7 protein-coding genes are annotated in these 16,889 nt (G+C 38.9%); 5 read left to right on the forward strand and 2 right to left on the reverse strand.

The features are described from left to right. Window positions 1-78: 78 nt before the first annotated feature. Complete coding sequence (locus tag L2567_RS17350) at window positions 79-3,549, reverse strand: hypothetical protein (protein ID WP_235299083.1); 3,471 nt, start codon at window positions 3,547-3,549, stop codon at window positions 79-81. Window positions 3,550-3,741: 192 nt separating this feature from the next. Between L2567_RS17350 and L2567_RS17355 the strand changes: the two genes are divergently transcribed. Then, complete coding sequence (locus L2567_RS17355; RefSeq protein WP_235299084.1) at window positions 3,742-5,700, forward strand: peroxidase family protein; 1,959 nt, start codon at window positions 3,742-3,744, stop codon at window positions 5,698-5,700. 294 nt (window positions 5,701-5,994) lie between these two features. Here the strand turns inward: L2567_RS17355 and L2567_RS17360 are convergent, their stop codons facing one another. After that, a complete protein-coding gene (locus tag L2567_RS17360) occupies window positions 5,995-6,927 on the reverse strand; it encodes a lysophospholipid acyltransferase family protein (RefSeq protein ID WP_235299085.1) in 933 nt (310 codons plus the stop codon). A 42-nt stretch (window positions 6,928-6,969) separates the two neighbouring features. On the opposite strand from L2567_RS17360, the gene L2567_RS21185 reads away from it, so the two are divergent. The 4 genes from L2567_RS21185 (at window position 6,970) to L2567_RS17380 (ending at window position 16,702) form a co-directional block, all read left to right on the forward strand. Further along, the gene (locus tag L2567_RS21185) at window positions 6,970-7,626 is read left to right on the forward strand and encodes a response regulator transcription factor (RefSeq protein ID WP_319942137.1); all 657 of its coding nucleotides are present in this window, start codon (window positions 6,970-6,972) and stop codon (window positions 7,624-7,626) included. Window positions 7,627-7,739: 113 nt separating this feature from the next. Further along, window positions 7,740-10,790 carry a T9SS type B sorting domain-containing protein gene (locus L2567_RS17370; protein WP_235299086.1) on the forward strand — a complete coding sequence of 1,017 codons (3,051 nt, stop codon included), beginning with the start codon at window positions 7,740-7,742 and terminating at the stop codon, window positions 10,788-10,790. A gap of 30 nt (window positions 10,791-10,820) precedes the next feature. Next, the gene (locus L2567_RS17375; RefSeq protein WP_235299087.1) at window positions 10,821-11,735 is read left to right on the forward strand and encodes a PorP/SprF family type IX secretion system membrane protein; all 915 of its coding nucleotides are present in this window, start codon (window positions 10,821-10,823) and stop codon (window positions 11,733-11,735) included. A gap of 326 nt (window positions 11,736-12,061) precedes the next feature. Next, window positions 12,062-16,702 carry a T9SS type A sorting domain-containing protein gene (locus L2567_RS17380; RefSeq protein ID WP_235299088.1) on the forward strand — a complete coding sequence of 1,547 codons (4,641 nt, stop codon included), beginning with the start codon at window positions 12,062-12,064 and terminating at the stop codon, window positions 16,700-16,702. Window positions 16,703-16,889 lie beyond the last annotated feature (187 nt).

The raw sequence follows: 16,889 nt of genomic DNA on the forward strand, positions 1-16,889 counted from the left end.
ACGAAATTTTAAGATTCAAAAGTAGGATTTCTGTTCACTTTAATTGTCAATGCGCGGCCTATTATTGAGAAATATGATCTAAAAACTGCTCTTAACCTGCGCCCTGCCCACATGCACGGTATCTCGATCTCCGGTTTTTCGACCCTCGTAAGAAATACTGACATCGATATTTTTTCGGATTCTTCTGGAGTAGTCGATTGACCAAAGAACGTTTCTTCCATCTTTCAAGCCATCCAACATGCTTAGCTCGAGGGCTGTATTGGGTTGGCCGGTATAATTCACATTGGCATACTTGATTTCTCCCATGATCCTTGACTTACTTCTTTCTGCATAGGTAACGCCAAAATTCACATCATTGATCATGGCCTTTTCATTGTTTTCACCTGCTATATTTACTTTTCTTTCATAGGTGTATTCCATGTTGAGTCGAAAAGAATTTCCAACCCTGTAGGTTAATTGTGGTTCTGCCCTTGCAATCTCTAGAGCAAAATCATTATTAGAGTAAATTTCAGACACCAAAGACCTTTCTCCTCTGGTAATTACCAAGATCACATCTATATTTTTTGAAGCAGCGATCCGATTTCGAAGATAATACTCTTCAAACCCTCTTTGTTCAAATCCAAGTGTCTGTACGACCTTACTCTTATTGTTCCGAATACCTAATTGTATGTCATATGCCGGATTTCCTTTGTTAAAAAACAATATTCCATTATAAAGTGAGCTATAACTTACCAAAGAGGTGTCGTTAATAGAAAATTGATTTCCTTCGAAAAGTCCCTTACTTCCTCTATTCTTGGCATCTACTCTATAATTAGAAATCAATGACCAACGGCTTGCAAATTGATGCCATTTTTGCTTTTCCTTGATAGATCGTAGGAATATTTTGGGGTCTATTCGCAGAGATTGAGTTAGGCCATTATTATTGGTTCTAATGAATTCATTGTTGAATAGACTCACTCGAACATAATTCGCCTGATCTTGATAAGGAGCGATTTGAAATTCATTTCTTTGTTGGATTCCATCGCCATCATCAATCCAGATATACTCTCCATCCCCCTGAAGTACCTCTCGGAAATCAAATTCGATTTTGGGCTCTTGACCGCTGGAGACTTTGTAATTGAAGGTAGAATTAAACGCCCCCTTCCATAACTTTAGAATGTGGTTAAAGTTCCCCAGCAGCACAGCATTGTTTTGCTCCGCAGTCAATTCATCATCCTTTATCATCAATTCTCTGTAGGTAAATGACCAACTGGAATTCGAGTACTGCTTCACGTTCCACTTCCCATTAAGCACATATTCGTTCGCAGTGGCTGATAATGTAAATTCGCCTGGTTCAGAAGAGTAATCATTTCTTTGATTGAAACCCACACCGAAACTAAAATTATCCTTGTCATCACTTCTGAGAAAGAACTTTGAATAATCATAGAGGAAACTGAGATCATCTAAAGTGTCTGCATTCTTTTGTTGAATTTCATTTCTTTCACGTTCACCATAATATCCCACGCTCCAGTTGTCTAATTTGCTAAACTTCTTAGATATATTGATTTTCGGACGCGCAAATTTGGTGGTCTGATCCAATGAAGTGGAAGTAAGATAATTATTGTTGAAGTTGACATCGAAGCCGCCTTTATTAAGATCCGCTGAAACATTATGACGATGACCTTCGTAAAATCCATACTGTGTAAAGTTACCATAGGAATAACCCACGGCAGCTTCGTTATTTATCTGATTAATTCGAAAACCAAAGTTTCCCAAAAACTCATCAGTTTCAATATTGGGGTCCAGATTCCAGTCTCTGATAAATTCAGGATTTCTATAAGGGTTAAAAGCTTCAAAATTACTGGTCTTGGATTCCATGCTGATGAGGGGGCGCAGGTTCCAATTTTTGTTTTTACCCAAGCCGATCTTATGTTCAAAATCAAACCTCCCACTTAATCCAAGGTTGTCCCGATCGTCAAGAGAGGAAAAGCGGTTCAAATCGAAATAAGACATCCCTATTTCAGCAGTAGCATGGGCATCTTCATTGAATTGGTAGTGGCTTCGAAGCGCATACATCTGATTTTGCTCCGGTGCAACCAGTCTTACAAACGGCTCATAGTTGCCTTGACCCGGGCCTACATATTTATACACCCGTCCATTGGCATTTACATTGGTATTGATGATATAAGAACCATTTCCATTACCCACATCTGAGAAATTCGCCTGATACATGGCACTGTCAGGGTCAGCTGTAAACACCAAAACAGAATCTGGAGCCTCTGGTCTGAATTCTTTCTTGTAGTAGATTTTATTGTTACTGAATTCTGCCCGATTTCTTCGAATACCAGATCGTACAGCGCTTTCATCCGAATCTCCGGCATTGTCAAGCAAACGGAAGTCCAGCGAGTCCAATTCAATATTACCTGTCGTATTCCTACTGTCTTGCTGACTGACGACATTGAAGTCCATCTGCAACTTGTCCTTGGTGTAGGTTGAACTGTATTGATACAATGATCTCAAATAGCGCTGATCCGCATATTCAAATTCAACAATGATTCTGCTGTCCTTAGTAATCAAACGATTGGTGGTAAACACAATCTCTGCACGGTCATAGTAAATGACGTAATCATTTTCTTCGCCCCTGGTCATCAATCTACCATCAAAATAGACCTTCTCAGTTCCTGACAGCACAATAAGAAAGCGCTCACCCTCACTACCTGTTAATTTGTAAGGGCCTTGATTTCCTTCTGCAACATCTAATATGTTTCTGCTAAACTTACCTCTCGATATGGCAGCACTACCTTTTTGATATAGGTTGCCAAACTTGCCCAAATCATTTTCCTGAATTACTGAAACCCCTTGTAGCTTCTTGTAATAGTTTATAAAGTAAGAGTTGGGTCTGCTGATTTCATAATCCCCTGCGAGAAGTGTGGTGTTTTTTCGTTTGAGTTGAATGAAAACCTTATCGAAGTCCTGTAGCTGTTGAGTGGTGCCTTCAGGTTGAATGGGTATGTTAGCGTCTGAAATGGACGCCAGAATTTCAAGATCGTCTGAAAGCTTTCCACCGAGTTGCAGGTTAAAGCTAGAGTTAAGTACGAGGGACTGACTATTGCCAAAAGACAATCCTCTGGAAAAACTACCATCGTACTCAAGACCTCTGGAGAATAGGAGTTCCGGCTCTTTTCTTTGATAGATATCATAGTCATAGCCAATATAAACCTCGTTCGGTTTTGGCAAAACTTTGGTGCTATCTAAGTGAGAATAGGGAGTGCCGAAGTACACCGGAAACACCCTATACATGACTTTAATGCTGTCTGAAGTAGTGGTCAATGCCTTAGTTTGCGGTCTTATGATCAGACGATCATGATCTAGATGATAGCTGAGTTCTTTAGTGATGTCAATGTTGTTATTGAAAAAACGAAGGGATGAGGGAACAATACTTAGCGTATCTAGTTGTATAATCGTATCGCTTAAACTGATGTTCTTCAATCTGATATTGGATAACTCCACTTGAGAATTAACAGGTGAATAGAGCAAGACGCTCAATATCAGTAATGAAAAAAATCGCATACTTTCTAGGTAACAGTCTTATCGTACGATAGAGATTTATAATAGTTTAAATCACTTCGCTGAATATAAACGCTTGAAAAGTCGGCATATTCTAAAAAAAGAAGAAATTTAGAACTTATGTGTCATATTAAATATTTTTGTAATATGAATATACTAAATTTATATTTGTAAAACATAGGTGGGTATCGGTAAATGTTTATCTTTGACCCCTATTACGATTGTCCCATGATGCAGATTGATTTAAAACTAAGTCTATTTATCCTATTGCTTGGAGCGCTTTGCTCTGGGAATCAATTATCTGCACAGAATGTAAGAAATATCGATGGTTTCGGGAATAATACAAATGATCCTGAATTAGGTGCTGCGGGAAGTTTACTAAAGACAGCGACGACAGTTGATTTTAGTGATGGTATCGGATTACCTGCCGGAGAAAATAGAGAGAATCCACGCGTCATCAGTAATCAACTTTTCCAACAAGAAGGCTTTATACCGGATGCCAAATCTTTAAGCGATTACAATTGGGTTTTTGGTCAATTTATTGATCATGACCTGACATTGGTGGAAAATGCTTCACCAACTAATATTTTTGAGGGTTTGGTGATTGTTCCGCCTGCAGATGATAATTTTTTTTCTGAAAGTGATCGGATTTTCATGATGAGGAGCAAGTTTGCCGAGGGGACTGGAACGGATGAAAGTAATCCTAGAAGATTTGTCAATGAAATTACCAGCTTTCTGGACGGATCAGCGATTTATGGAAGCGAAACAGAAAGAGCGCACTGGCTTAGATCATTTAAAGATGGAAAACTGAAGGTATCCAGTGGAAATTTGCTTCCATGGAATACAACGACAGGTGAATTCAATGCGCCATTGGACAGTAAGACTCCATTTATGGCAGATGACACGCGTGTTAACAATGCCAAACTTTTCGTGGCAGGGGATGTAAGAGCTAATGAAAACCCACTTCTGATCGCGATGCATACTATTTTTGTGCGAGAACACAATAGAAATTGTGACCTTCTCAAATCTGAAAATCCTGGTTGGGATGATGAAGAGTTGTATCAACATGCCAAGCGAATTACTACAGGTGTTTTGCAATCCATCGTATATAATGAGTGGCTTCCGGCTCAGGGAATAGAAGTTCCGACATACAGAGGATATAATCCATCTATAGACCCTTCGATTTCCAACGTATTTTCTGCTGCGGCTTTCAGAATGGGACATACGCTAATCAATTCCAATATCATCAGATTAAATAATCGAGGAGAATCTAACTTTAGCTCGATGTCATTAAGAGATGCCTTTTTTAATCCAGCAGCCGTCTGGTTGTCAGGTGGGATAGATCCATTTTTAAAGGGTATGGGTACACAGATCCAACAAGAGCTTGACTGCAAGATTATTGATGATGTTAGAAATTTTCTTTTTGGAGCTCCCGGGGCGGGTGGTTTAGACTTAGCAGCTATAAATATTAATCGAGGAAGAGAAAGAGGGTTGCCGCACTACAATGAAGTGAGGATCAATTTTGGCTTGCCGGCGGTTAAGTCATGGGAAGACATCAGCTCAGATGTAGAAGTCATAGAAGGAATGAAGGCCATATATGAAGACGTGAATGATATTGACCCTTGGGTCGGTATGTTGGCGGAGGATCATATGAAGAATGCGATTTACGGCGAACTTTCGATGACCATCATCGAAAAGCAGTTTAGAGTAATAAGAGACGGAGATAGATTTTACTACGAAAATGATGACATGCTTTCAGAAGCTGAAAAACGCGAGATTTCAGCCACCACTTTGCATGATGTGATTATGCGGAATACCGGTATTGATTTGATGCAAAAGAATGTATTTACTGCGATGCCACACGAGGAAATTCCCAATGGTCCGACTTTGCGAGTTTTACAACTAGATGCAGCCATTTATCCTAACCCGGTAAAGGATCATTCGACAATTAAGGTCTATTCTGAGCGTGATACGGAATTGGAAATAGAAATGTTTGACAATTATGGTCGGCTGATCAGAAAGGAGAATTTTTCGGCCCTAAAAGGTGACAATTTCGTTCCTTTTAATCTCTTTAGGGACCTGCCCAATGGTGCCTACAACATCAAGGTGACCAACGACCTTGGAATTTTTACAGTAATCAGGGCTGTAAGGTAGAACTGATGGGCTTTCTTTGTTAAAATGTACTTGTTTAGATAAGAATAGTTTTGCTTGTTTGATTGGCCTTTGGCGAAGAGCGAATCTTGAGCAATCCATTAAAGAGCTTCCTGTGCTGTAAGGCAATTCTGTAGCTCTTAAAGTCTGCTGCATCCCTTTAAGAGCTTCCTGCGCTGCCTAGCTCTGCTGCAGCTCTTAAAGTGAACAGCCGCCTGCGCTGCCTAGCTCTGCTGCAGCTCTTAAAGGGAAAAGCGAAATGTGAATGACGAACTGCGAACTGCGAACCCCGCACCACTATACCTCCTCTCTTCTATGCTTCCACCTCTTATGGGTCCAAAGCCAGTTTTCCGGCTGCTCGATTATCAATTCTTCTAATCTTTTCATAAAAAGTGTTGTGATTTTTCCATCATCACATTGACCTACATCCCTCACTAGCCATTCCAATCTCACTTCATAGAATCCTCGCTGCACACGTTGAGGATATGCAAAAACCACCGGTAAGTTATATTTTCGAGCATATTTTTCAGGACCATGCAAACAAGCAGTATCCTGGTTTAAAAACTGAAGCCAAACAGCCTTATCGGTATTAGAAGGACTTTGGTCAGCGGCCATTAAATAAATACTAGGCTGCTCTTTATCTTCATGAATTTGAAAAGCTCTGGCAGTTTTTTGAATTTCGTACATTTTCACTCCCGTATGCGAACGAGAATTTTTCATGTATCTGTTCAAGTAAGGATTATGTAACCTTTTATATAATGCGACCAATTGGTGGTTAAAAAAATACGGTGGAGACAAAGCTGCCCATTCCCAATTATTGTAGTGTCCTGCTACCAAAATCACGGACTTACCTTCCTCATAAGCCTGATCTAAAATTTCAGGATTAATGAATTTATACCTCCTCACAATTTGTTTCTTCGTCATGGAACCACCTTTTATACCTTCCACCATAATGTCGGCTAGATTTTGATAAGCGCATTTTATGATGTGGTTATAGTGTGATTCGCTTTTTTCTGGAAAAGAAGCTTTTAAATTCGCTACCATAACATCCTTGCGGTATGCTAATACGCGGTGTAGCATAAAACGGATGGCATCAGAAAGAAGATAAATAGCCCTAAATGGTAGAAGGCCAAAAATGAAAATGAAAAACCGAATAATTAAGTAACTGACAAACTTCAAACTTGGAATGGCATTGGTTTTGTTATACAATATTACACCTTTTAATTTCACTGGAATAATCTTTTACAGATTAAGAACAAAGACATTTTATCAATGCTGAACACTGTCATACTGGATCATCAAAATCTTTTCGTAGAAGGATTCAGATTAATTTTACAAAAGATGGAGCAGCGCAATTTCAAATTTATCGATCTTAGTTTTGAAGAACTTTGTCAAAAAGAAACCGATCACGAAATTGATTTGATATTTGTCGAATTGAACATGGACCTGGCAGAGCAGCAAAGAAAAATTCGGAAGTTGCGAAGATGTAATAAAGACGCCAGGATAGCTATTCTAACTACTTTTGAAAACACAAAAATTGTGCGAGAAACATTCCAAAGCGGAGTGGATGCTTACTTTTTAAAATCAACAACTTCAGCTGAAATTTACCGTGGCATCGATGATATCTTAAAGGGCAAAACATTTATGACTGATGGTTTGCGCTTGACTCCAAGAATCGGACATAAGTCTAATTCTGAAAACAGGCAATTTTTATATGGTGACCAAATGCAAGCCAAACAAAAATTGACCAAAAGAGAAAGAGAGGTGCTTGAGCATATCGTTCAAGCCAAGTCCAATGTTGAGATTGGAGAACTTTTATTTATAAGTGAACAAACAGTCGGAGTACATAAAAAAAATATAATGCGAAAATTAGGAGTACACAATACAGTTTCACTCGTTAGGTTCGCTATAGACCACAACTTGGCATAAGACTTGTATTAAGCCTAATACTAATATTTGTCCCAAAGGATTCAAGTGGCACGAATATTGGAATTAAAACTAATGCTATCTTTGCTGGCGTATTTTAACAATAAAAAGAATATATGCAAATCATAAAAAGTCCCTCTAACATGGTAAAGAAATACTCCTTGTTTTTACTTGGACTATTCGCAATGATTCAGGTTGCAACCAGCCAGGTAACTGTGACCATAAGTGACGACGCAGCAGATGCAGGCGGAACGGTAGATATGGATATCACCTATGAAGATTTTACAGATATCATTTCTTTCCAATATTCAATCAGGTGGAATACAGATCATTTTGATTTTAATTCTATTCAAAATATTACTTCTAATCTTCCTGATTTTTCTATTTCTGCAATCAGTACGCCGGATCAAACCGGTGACCAGGGTGTTATACAAGTTTCATGGAATAAGTCAAATACACAACCTGAATCACTGGCAGATGGAACTCGAATTTTTACTTTGAGACTAGATGCCGTAGGTGATCCTTGCGATAATTCAACGGTAAGATTTTCCAATGATCCTTTGGAAATCGAATTTGCCAATAACGATGCAGTCAATATAGGAGCGAATACGAACAATGGCACTGCTTCTATCAATGGTATGAACTGCAGTGGTGGAGATGGTGAATTGACTGTTACTGTTGAAGATGTTACAGTTAACAAGAGATCTAACCAATGTGTCAAAATTGATGTAGAAAATTTTATAGATATACAGACTGTTGAATTTGCGGTAGAATTTGATCCGGAAATCATTAGTTATACTGGTTTTCAGAATGCCAACTTGCCTAATTTTACAGGCAACGGCGGCAATTTAAATGAACTACAGGCTGATCAGGGTAGGCTACAATTGGCATGGTTTGACAATACCGCTGTGAATCCTGTTACCCTTGAAGGAACACTCATTGAGTTCTGTTTTGATGCTATTGGAACAGATGGACAAGTAAGCCCCATTACCATAGAAGAGCAAATAGATTTTACAAATGAAGATGAGGTATCTCTTCCTTATGTATTGAACAATGGTTCTTATACAGTTGCAGGTGGAGTCAATGAAAGTGATTTTATCCTCATCGCAGGTAAGGAAAATATAGGGATGGGACAAACTGGTTGTATTCCTATTTCAGTACGTAATTTTTCAGACATCCAGTCTATGCAATTCAATGTCAGATGGAATCCAGATGACTTGATATATAATAGCGTTCAGAATTTAAATTTGGAACAATTAACAGAGGATGTGATCAATAATGTTGGAGATAATCTAGTAAGAGTATCATGGGGAAATCCTACCGGCACAACGGTTGCAGACAATACGGTCATATTTGAATTATGTCTTGAAGCTAAAGGTGATTGCGATAAAACTGTTCCTGTTCAAATTGTAAGTGCAGGTGGTGTTGCTATCGAAGTAAGTAATACTTCAAATGAAGAATTACCAGTTAGTGTCATCAATGGTTCAGCCACCATTGATTGTGATGGCTGCTCTATAGCAATCGAGTCTTTAGAAAATCCTACGTGTCCAGGTGACGCTGATGGAAGTATCATGGTTAGTCTGCCATCCGGTAGCTATACTTGTACATGGACTGATGACGATGGAAACATTATTCAGCAATCATCAGAATGTGATCTTGTCAATGTAGAGGCAGGAACCTATACTTTAATGATAGATGATGGTGCAGATTGTCAGGAATCGAGAACCTTTACGTTAGAAGGACCGGGTACAATTGTGTTTGGTGGTTCTAAGGTCAATGAAACGAGTGGATGTGACGGAAGCATCAATCTGGATATGATGGGAGGAACAGGTGAATTTGATTATATCTGGGATGATGGATCTACTGAACAAAGTAGAGATGAATTGTGTGCGGGTGAATACTGTGTGACGGTTACTGATGATAATGGATGTACAGCAGAGACTTGTTTCACCATCACCGCAGGTGGACCAGTGACATGTGGAATTGACATAACGAATGTAAGATGCAATGGTGATAATGATGGAGCGATAGACATTTGTGTAGAAGGAGGAACAGGACCTTATACCTATGCCTGGAATGGCCCTTCAGGTGAATTTAATACCGAAGATATTTCCGGATTGCTAGCCGGTACTTATAATTATACCATAACGGACTCTTCTGACCCAGCCTTAAGTTCACAAGGTTCGGTTGTTGTGGAGCAACCTGATATGATTACCGCTTCAGCTGTTCCTACAGTTTCCTCAGGAAATGATGGTGCACTTGATTTGTCTGTTTCCGGTGGTACACCTCCTTACAGTTTTGTGTGGAGTCCTGGTGGTCAGACGACCGAGGATATCTCTGGATTATCAGTGGGGACCTATACGGTAATGATTACCGATGATAATAATTGTAATAGATCTTTCGACTTTTTAGTACCATCTGATGGAATAACCTTTATTCCTAATCTGACCCATGCATCATGTAACAATGTTTGTGATGGTATCATTGATGGTGAAGTACAAGGTGGAGTTGGACCCTATACTTTCTCAGTCGGAGGAAGTGCCATTACCATTCCTTTCAATGAGCAATGCCCCGGAGATTATGAGTTATTGGTCACAGACAGTGAAGGTACAACAGGCATGCAGACTATTACCATTAGAAACCCGGAAGTGCTCTCAGTGGAAGTAGTGGAAAAAGTGAATTGTTCCGAAGGACAAGCAGATGGATCTATTACGGTAGAGGCTAGCGGCGGAACGGAACCATATACCTATAATTGGGATGCATCAGGAAATATGGCCAGGATTTCAAATTTAGGATCGGGAACCTATAATGTTATTGTCACAGATGCAAGAGGCTGTACAGCAACACTAGATAGCCCTGTTAGAATACAATGTATTGACAATCCATGCTTTAACGCACGAACAATTATTACTCCAAACGGTGATAATTTTAACAATGAATTTGTAATCATGTGCGCAACGGATTTTCCTAATCGATTGCTGGTTTTTGATCGATGGGGAAGGACAGTGTTTTCACAAGAAGATTATGCCAATGATTGGACAGGTACTGATGATAATGGAGAAGAGCTTCAAGATGGTGGCTATCTATGGGTACTTGAAATTACAAATGGAGATGGTTCTAAAGAAATACATCGAGGTACCGTCACGATATTAAGAGATCAATTTTAATTATTAGACCACTCCGGATAAAAAAAAGATATGAAGAAGATTTTAATAGCTTTAGTACTTGTAGTGGGAATGTTTTTGAATGTTCAGGCTCAGGAAAGAAGTGTTTATACACATCATTTCATCAATCCTGTTCTGATTAATCCGGCCGCATCTGGTTTCAACGGAGAATATAACATTCTTGTCAACTATAATAATAAGTGGTCTGGATTTTCAGATGGACCGAAAGCTTTTACATTATCATACGATGGGCCAATAGCAGATCGATTATCCATCGGAGCAATATTATTTCGAGATGGGTTTGCTGCGCTGGAAACAACAAAGGGTCAACTTTCTTTTGCCTATAAAATTCCAGCTGACAATTATGAGATCAGCTTTGGTCTGGCAACTGAATACTTACAGTTTGGATTGGGCGGACCGGCAATTGCCTCACCGCTGGTAGATCTCAATGATCCGTCCTTACAGGAAAGACTTTCAGGAGCAAGATTTTTTGACGTGGCTTTTGCCACTTATGGTACATTCAATGATAATGTTAAGTTTGGATTAGTGATACCAGGCCTGGTCAGAGCGAGATTAGATGACAATGAAGGTGACTCCGATCGAACAAATAACTATATCCTTCATTTAGGGTATGCGTACGATGTACCTAACTATGACTTTACAATAGAACCCTCCCTATTTATAAAGCAATTAAGAAACGTTCCTTTTCACGCGGATATCAATGTAAAACTAGGTTTTATGGAAGATCAGCTGATGGGAGGTTTATCCTATGGAATAGGATATGATAGGTTAGGATTTTTATTGGGCACGCAGGTGAACAATTTCAATATATTATATTCTTACAATGTTTCCATGACAGATTCTCAGTCATACCATAATGGTATGCATGAAATAACGCTGGGATTCAATATCAATAGGATGCTTGACGGGAATACGATGAACAATTAAAAGAGAATTAAAAATTATAAGATATTAATATTTAGTCAAATTAGATATGACGAATATTTATAATATAAAAAATACCAAAATGTTGGTATGTGATCACAAGATCGAAAATGTATCTTTGTGTTTGTGAGTACCGAGAGCAAAAGTGTCTCTCTGTGTTCTATTTATAATAAGACAACGAAAACTACAATTTTTTAGAGGCTTTTCATTTTTGACGAATTGTGAAAAGTACTTACACAACTAGGGTAATTCATAATATCCTTGTCTTACATTAAATAAGGCTAACTTTTTTTGAATTAAAATATATTTAATAACCAAAACTCAATCTCATGAATAAGGCGAATTTTACCTTCTTTCATTTGAAGAGGACTGAGAAGCTGGGCATGAAAATCGCCGGTTCTTTGTTCTTATTCTTAAGTTTGTTCTTCTCAGTTAATCTGAGCGCTCAGACTGTTTCCTGTAATGGAAACTTAAATGTGTCGGTTGATCCCGGAACATGTACTGCAACGCTGACGCCAGCGACTGTAGGTACTGTGAACGGAGCAGCTGCAGACACCATTGTTTCAGTTGTTGGGCTTCCAGAAGCTGCAACTGATCCTACTCCTGATGGTAACGACCATAACAACGATAGTGACAGCGATGAAACTAACGGTAGTGATATGGTAGTTATCGATGTAACTGAAATTCCTGCATTCCTGGCAACAGGAATGGTTATGGACATTTCTTACAATTTAATTGTTCTTGACGGTAACGGAAATGTTTCCAACTCTTGTTGGGGAACATTCTTGTTGGAGGATAAAGCTCCTCCTGCTGTCCGTATGGGAATTGATACTTCTATCTCTTGTGATGATTACAACGAAGCCACTTTCTGGTTGCCGTTCACTCCTACTGTAGATGATAATGATGGTATTGATAATACTGATGACCCTGCTGAAGGTGATGAGTCAGTTGTTGAATGTACCAACATTACTGTGTCATTTTCTGACAGAGAGAAAAATGTAAGATGTGTTGCAGACACTATCTTTAGAACATGGAGAGTTCGAGATGTTAAGGGTAACGTAGCAACTATTGTTGATACACTTGAACTTACACCTGAAACACTTGACTCGCTAACTTTACCTCCATATTTCGATGGCCGAGGTGACAGAGATGGTGACCCAGCTGTAGCTGGAGATGAACCAGATTCTGTTTTAATCGGTGGCGTTTACTACTTTATTGCAGATGAAGGAACGATTCTTTGTTCTTCTTTAGATTCATTTAATCTATTGCCTGATGGTAATCCTTCTCCGGATGGTAATTTACCTTCAACTGGTATTTGGGCTGAAGACGATAAGTATGGAACGGGTAGACCTGGCGGAATCTCTTGTGGAACGATTAATGCAGATTTCGAAGATACTGAAATTGATGTATGTCTTCCAGTTGAAGAATGCGATCAATTCAATCCTTCTTATAAAATTTTAAGAGAGTGGACGATCGTTGATTGGTGTACTGGTGCTGTACTTGAGTACAATCAGATCATCAAGATCGAAGATACGCTTGCTCCAACTATTACTGAACTTCCTGATGTAACTATCAGTACTGACCTTTGGGGTTGTGGTGCTACTTATTTGTTGCCAGCTGGAACAGCTACAGACAACTGTACTTCTGCTGATGCCATCAGAGTAACTTATGGTTCTTCTGAAGGTACAATTACTAATGGAGTACTTATCTTACCTTCTGTTGCTAAGACTATGCCTGGCGAAGAAGTGGAAGTTTACGTGAATTATCTCGATTGTTGTAATAATATTGCTATTGATACATTCCTAGTAACTGTTGAGGATCAAGTTCCTCCAGTAGTTGTTGCAGACAGACACACTGTTGTTTCTTTATCTCAGTTCGCTGAGGAAGGATTGGCAAAAGTTTTTGCTGAAACGTTTGATGATGGTTCTTTCGATGGCTGTGGTCCTATTGGATTTACAGTTAGAAGAATGGGAACTGCTTGTAGTGGTAATCTTCCTGGTGAAGGTTCTGTTGCTGGAGATGATGATGATTTAGAGAACGAAGACGGAACTGATGATGATGATATGCCAGGTGATGGCGAAGGAACTAAAGCGAGTGATATCTGGTTTGACTACATCCACTTCTGTTGTGATGACTTAGTTAGAGATGAAGATGGTGATGGAGAAGTTGACCCTGTAATGGTTCTTTTCCAGGTTTGTGATGATGCAGATATGGATGGAAACATTGGTTTCGAGCCCGATCCTACTCAACCTAACGGAAGAAGAAAAGATGCAGGTGATTACTGTAACACTGCTATGGTAGAGGTTACTGTACAGAACAAATTACCTCCTATCTGTCAAGATCTTCCTGAAGTAACGATTAACTGTATTGATCTAGTTGCTATTGATGATCTAGTTGGTGCTGGCCCTCTTGATGAAGATGGTGCTGCTAAATTAGATGCATTATTTGATCCTTTCTTAAGTGCTTCTACTTGTAACCTTACAGCAACTCAGCAGATTTCTGGTGATGACGACTGTGGTGAGGCAGTACTTACTAGAATCCAGACTGTGACAAGCACAAGTGGTTCAACTACTTGTAGACAAATCATAGATGTAATCGTTGAAGATGAAAACATCTTGGGTTGTGAAGATATTACTTTCCCTGATGGCTCAGCTGAGGAAAAGGCTGGTTATGACTGGTGTGAAACTAACAATGATGACATTGACGATGGAGATTTAGATGACACTGAGACTGAAGATTTCCCTGCAATTGAAATTACTGATTGTGGAGGAGCTACAATTACTCCGCCTCAAATCAATATTGACAACTTGTGTTCTGAAGTTGGTATCAACTTAGAATTAGATACATTTAACTTCAATGGTGTTGGAACTTGTGTTAAGATCCTTGCACACTGGGAAGTAATTGATCAGTGTATCTTCCGCGAAAATTATTTACACAAACCTACAAGTGATCCTAGTTCATGGGAGGTTAATCCTTTCGTTCCTGAAAATGGATACTTCGAGATCTATGTAGAATATGATATTTTTGATAACGTTGGTCCAGAAATTGAATGTGGTGACGGTTTATTGGTTGGATGTGGTGAAGAGCTTACAGGTTCTTTAACAGCTACAGCTACTGATGATTGTACTACTGATCCTTCTTTCTTCGGATGGTCTTGGAGATTAGATCTTGACGATGATGGAGACATTGATGCTGAAGGTGAAGGTCAGACAGTAAGTCCTAGCGATGCTGGATTGGATGAATTCCCAGAAGGAAATCACGTGATCACTTGGATTGTTTCTGATGCTTGTGGTAACATTTCTTCTAAAGATTGTCCATTCGGAACAGAAATCGTTGACAATAAAGAACCTACGCCTTACTGTTATGATGGTTTAGCTACTGCTGTAATGGAAGTTGGTGGTGTTACATTGTGGGCAGCTGATTTTGATGCTGGTTCATTCGATGCTTGTACTGATGTTACTGTTTATATTATCCCTGAGGATGATGTAGTTGATGGTGAGTTGTCTAACGAAGAAGCTTTTGCAGCTGCAAAAGAAAATATCGTTTTCAACCCAATCACAGGTCAGGATGAGTTTGGATTCACATTTACTTGTGACTACATAGATAATGGTGTTTCTTCTACCATTGATGTTAGAATGTATGCTGAAGATGCAGCTGGTAATTTCGATTACTGTACTGCAAGCTTGAGACTACAAGATAACTTAGATGCTTGTGAAGATGATATCGATGGAAATAGAGCTATCGGTGGAACAGTTGCTACTGAAGGAAGTGACGCTGTTGATAATGTATTAGTTGAAGCTATGGCTGACAACCCTGAGTTCCCTAAATATGCGAATACAAACGCTGCGGGTAACTACGAGTTTTCTAATAATCCTGTTGGATTAGGTTATGAGCTTTCTGCTACAAGAGAAGATAACCATATGAATGGTGTTTCTACTCTTGACCTTGTAATCATTCAGAAGCACATCTTAAACATTGAGTCTTTAGATTCACCGTATAAGAGAATTGCTGCTGACATCAACAATGATGGTAGCATTAAAGTGAATGATTTACTACAATTGAGAAAATTAATCTTAGGATTATACGACGACAATAAATTACCTTCTAACGAAGCGTGGAGATTTGTTGATGCTAAGCAACAATTTGCTGACCCATCAAATCCATTCCCTTTTGACGAGGTAGTCAATATTGGAATACTTGCTGAAGACAGAATGGCTGAAGACTTTGTTGCCATCAAAGTTGGAGACGTAAATAGCAACGTTTCATTGAATGCAAAACCAAATGCAACAGTGAGATCTGCTAAGTCACTTACTTTTGACTTGAACAATAGAGACTTTGCTGCTGGTGAGATAGTTGAATTAGAATTTACATCTGCAGACTTCAAAGAAGTTTACGGATACCAGTTTACTTTAGAATTTGCTAAAGGATTATCTTTCAATGATATCGTACCAGGCGCATTAAACGTAACTGAAGCTAACTTTGGACTTAACAGAACTTCTGAGGGAATCATTACTACATCATTTGATGATGTTAGAGGAGCAAATGTTGCTGCTGACGAAGTATTATTCACTCTTAAGTTTGCTGCTACAACTGCAGGTACATTAAGTGACATGATAAATGTTACCTCTACTAAAACTGCTGCTGAAGCATATGTTGGATCTTCTCTTGAAGTACAGAATGTTGATGCTTCATTCAGAACGAATGAAACTGAAGCTGGATATGTACTTTATCAGAATGAGCCTAACCCGTTCAAAGGTTCTACAGTAATCAAGTACAACTTACCTGAGGCTGCAAATGCAACTCTTAAGGTATTCGATGTAACTGGAAAAGTACTTTACAACCAACAATTAAGTGGTGAGAAAGGCGCTAACAGAGTAACTGTTAAAGGTCTTAACGCAACAGGTGTTATGTACTACCAGTTAGATTCAGATGAATTTACTGCAACTAAGAAAATGATTGTTATTGAATAATCTCCTTCTTAGTTAGCCGAAGATAAAATCGGTTTTTGGGATGGCCTCTCTCTAGATTTCTAGAGGGGGGCTTTTTTTTTGTCCCAATTTTTGTAGTGATAGAATTTTTGACGAGCTGAGTTAAGCATGTGTTAAGGTTGTTGCTTAGTCGGTAGTTTGTGTTGATTTATTTTGATTTACAATGTCT

The organism is Portibacter marinus (assembly GCF_021533195.1).
In the GTDB taxonomy this organism is placed as follows: domain Bacteria; phylum Bacteroidota; class Bacteroidia; order Chitinophagales; family Saprospiraceae; genus Portibacter; species Portibacter marinus.

What these genes read in the sequence shown, in the direction of transcription:
- L2567_RS17350 (WP_235299083.1), bottom strand. Translation starts at nt 3,549, where the DNA reads ATGCGATTTTTTTCATTACTGATATTGAGCGTCTTGCTCTATTCACCT.
- L2567_RS17355 (WP_235299084.1), top strand. Translation starts at nt 3,742, where the DNA reads ATGTTTATCTTTGACCCCTATTACGATTGTCCCATGATGCAGATTGAT.
- L2567_RS21185 (WP_319942137.1), top strand. Translation starts at nt 6,970, where the DNA reads ATGCTGAACACTGTCATACTGGATCATCAAAATCTTTTCGTAGAAGGA.
- L2567_RS17370 (WP_235299086.1), top strand. Translation starts at nt 7,740, where the DNA reads ATGCAAATCATAAAAAGTCCCTCTAACATGGTAAAGAAATACTCCTTG.
- L2567_RS17375 (WP_235299087.1), top strand. Translation starts at nt 10,821, where the DNA reads ATGAAGAAGATTTTAATAGCTTTAGTACTTGTAGTGGGAATGTTTTTG.
- L2567_RS17380 (WP_235299088.1), top strand. Translation starts at nt 12,062, where the DNA reads ATGAATAAGGCGAATTTTACCTTCTTTCATTTGAAGAGGACTGAGAAG.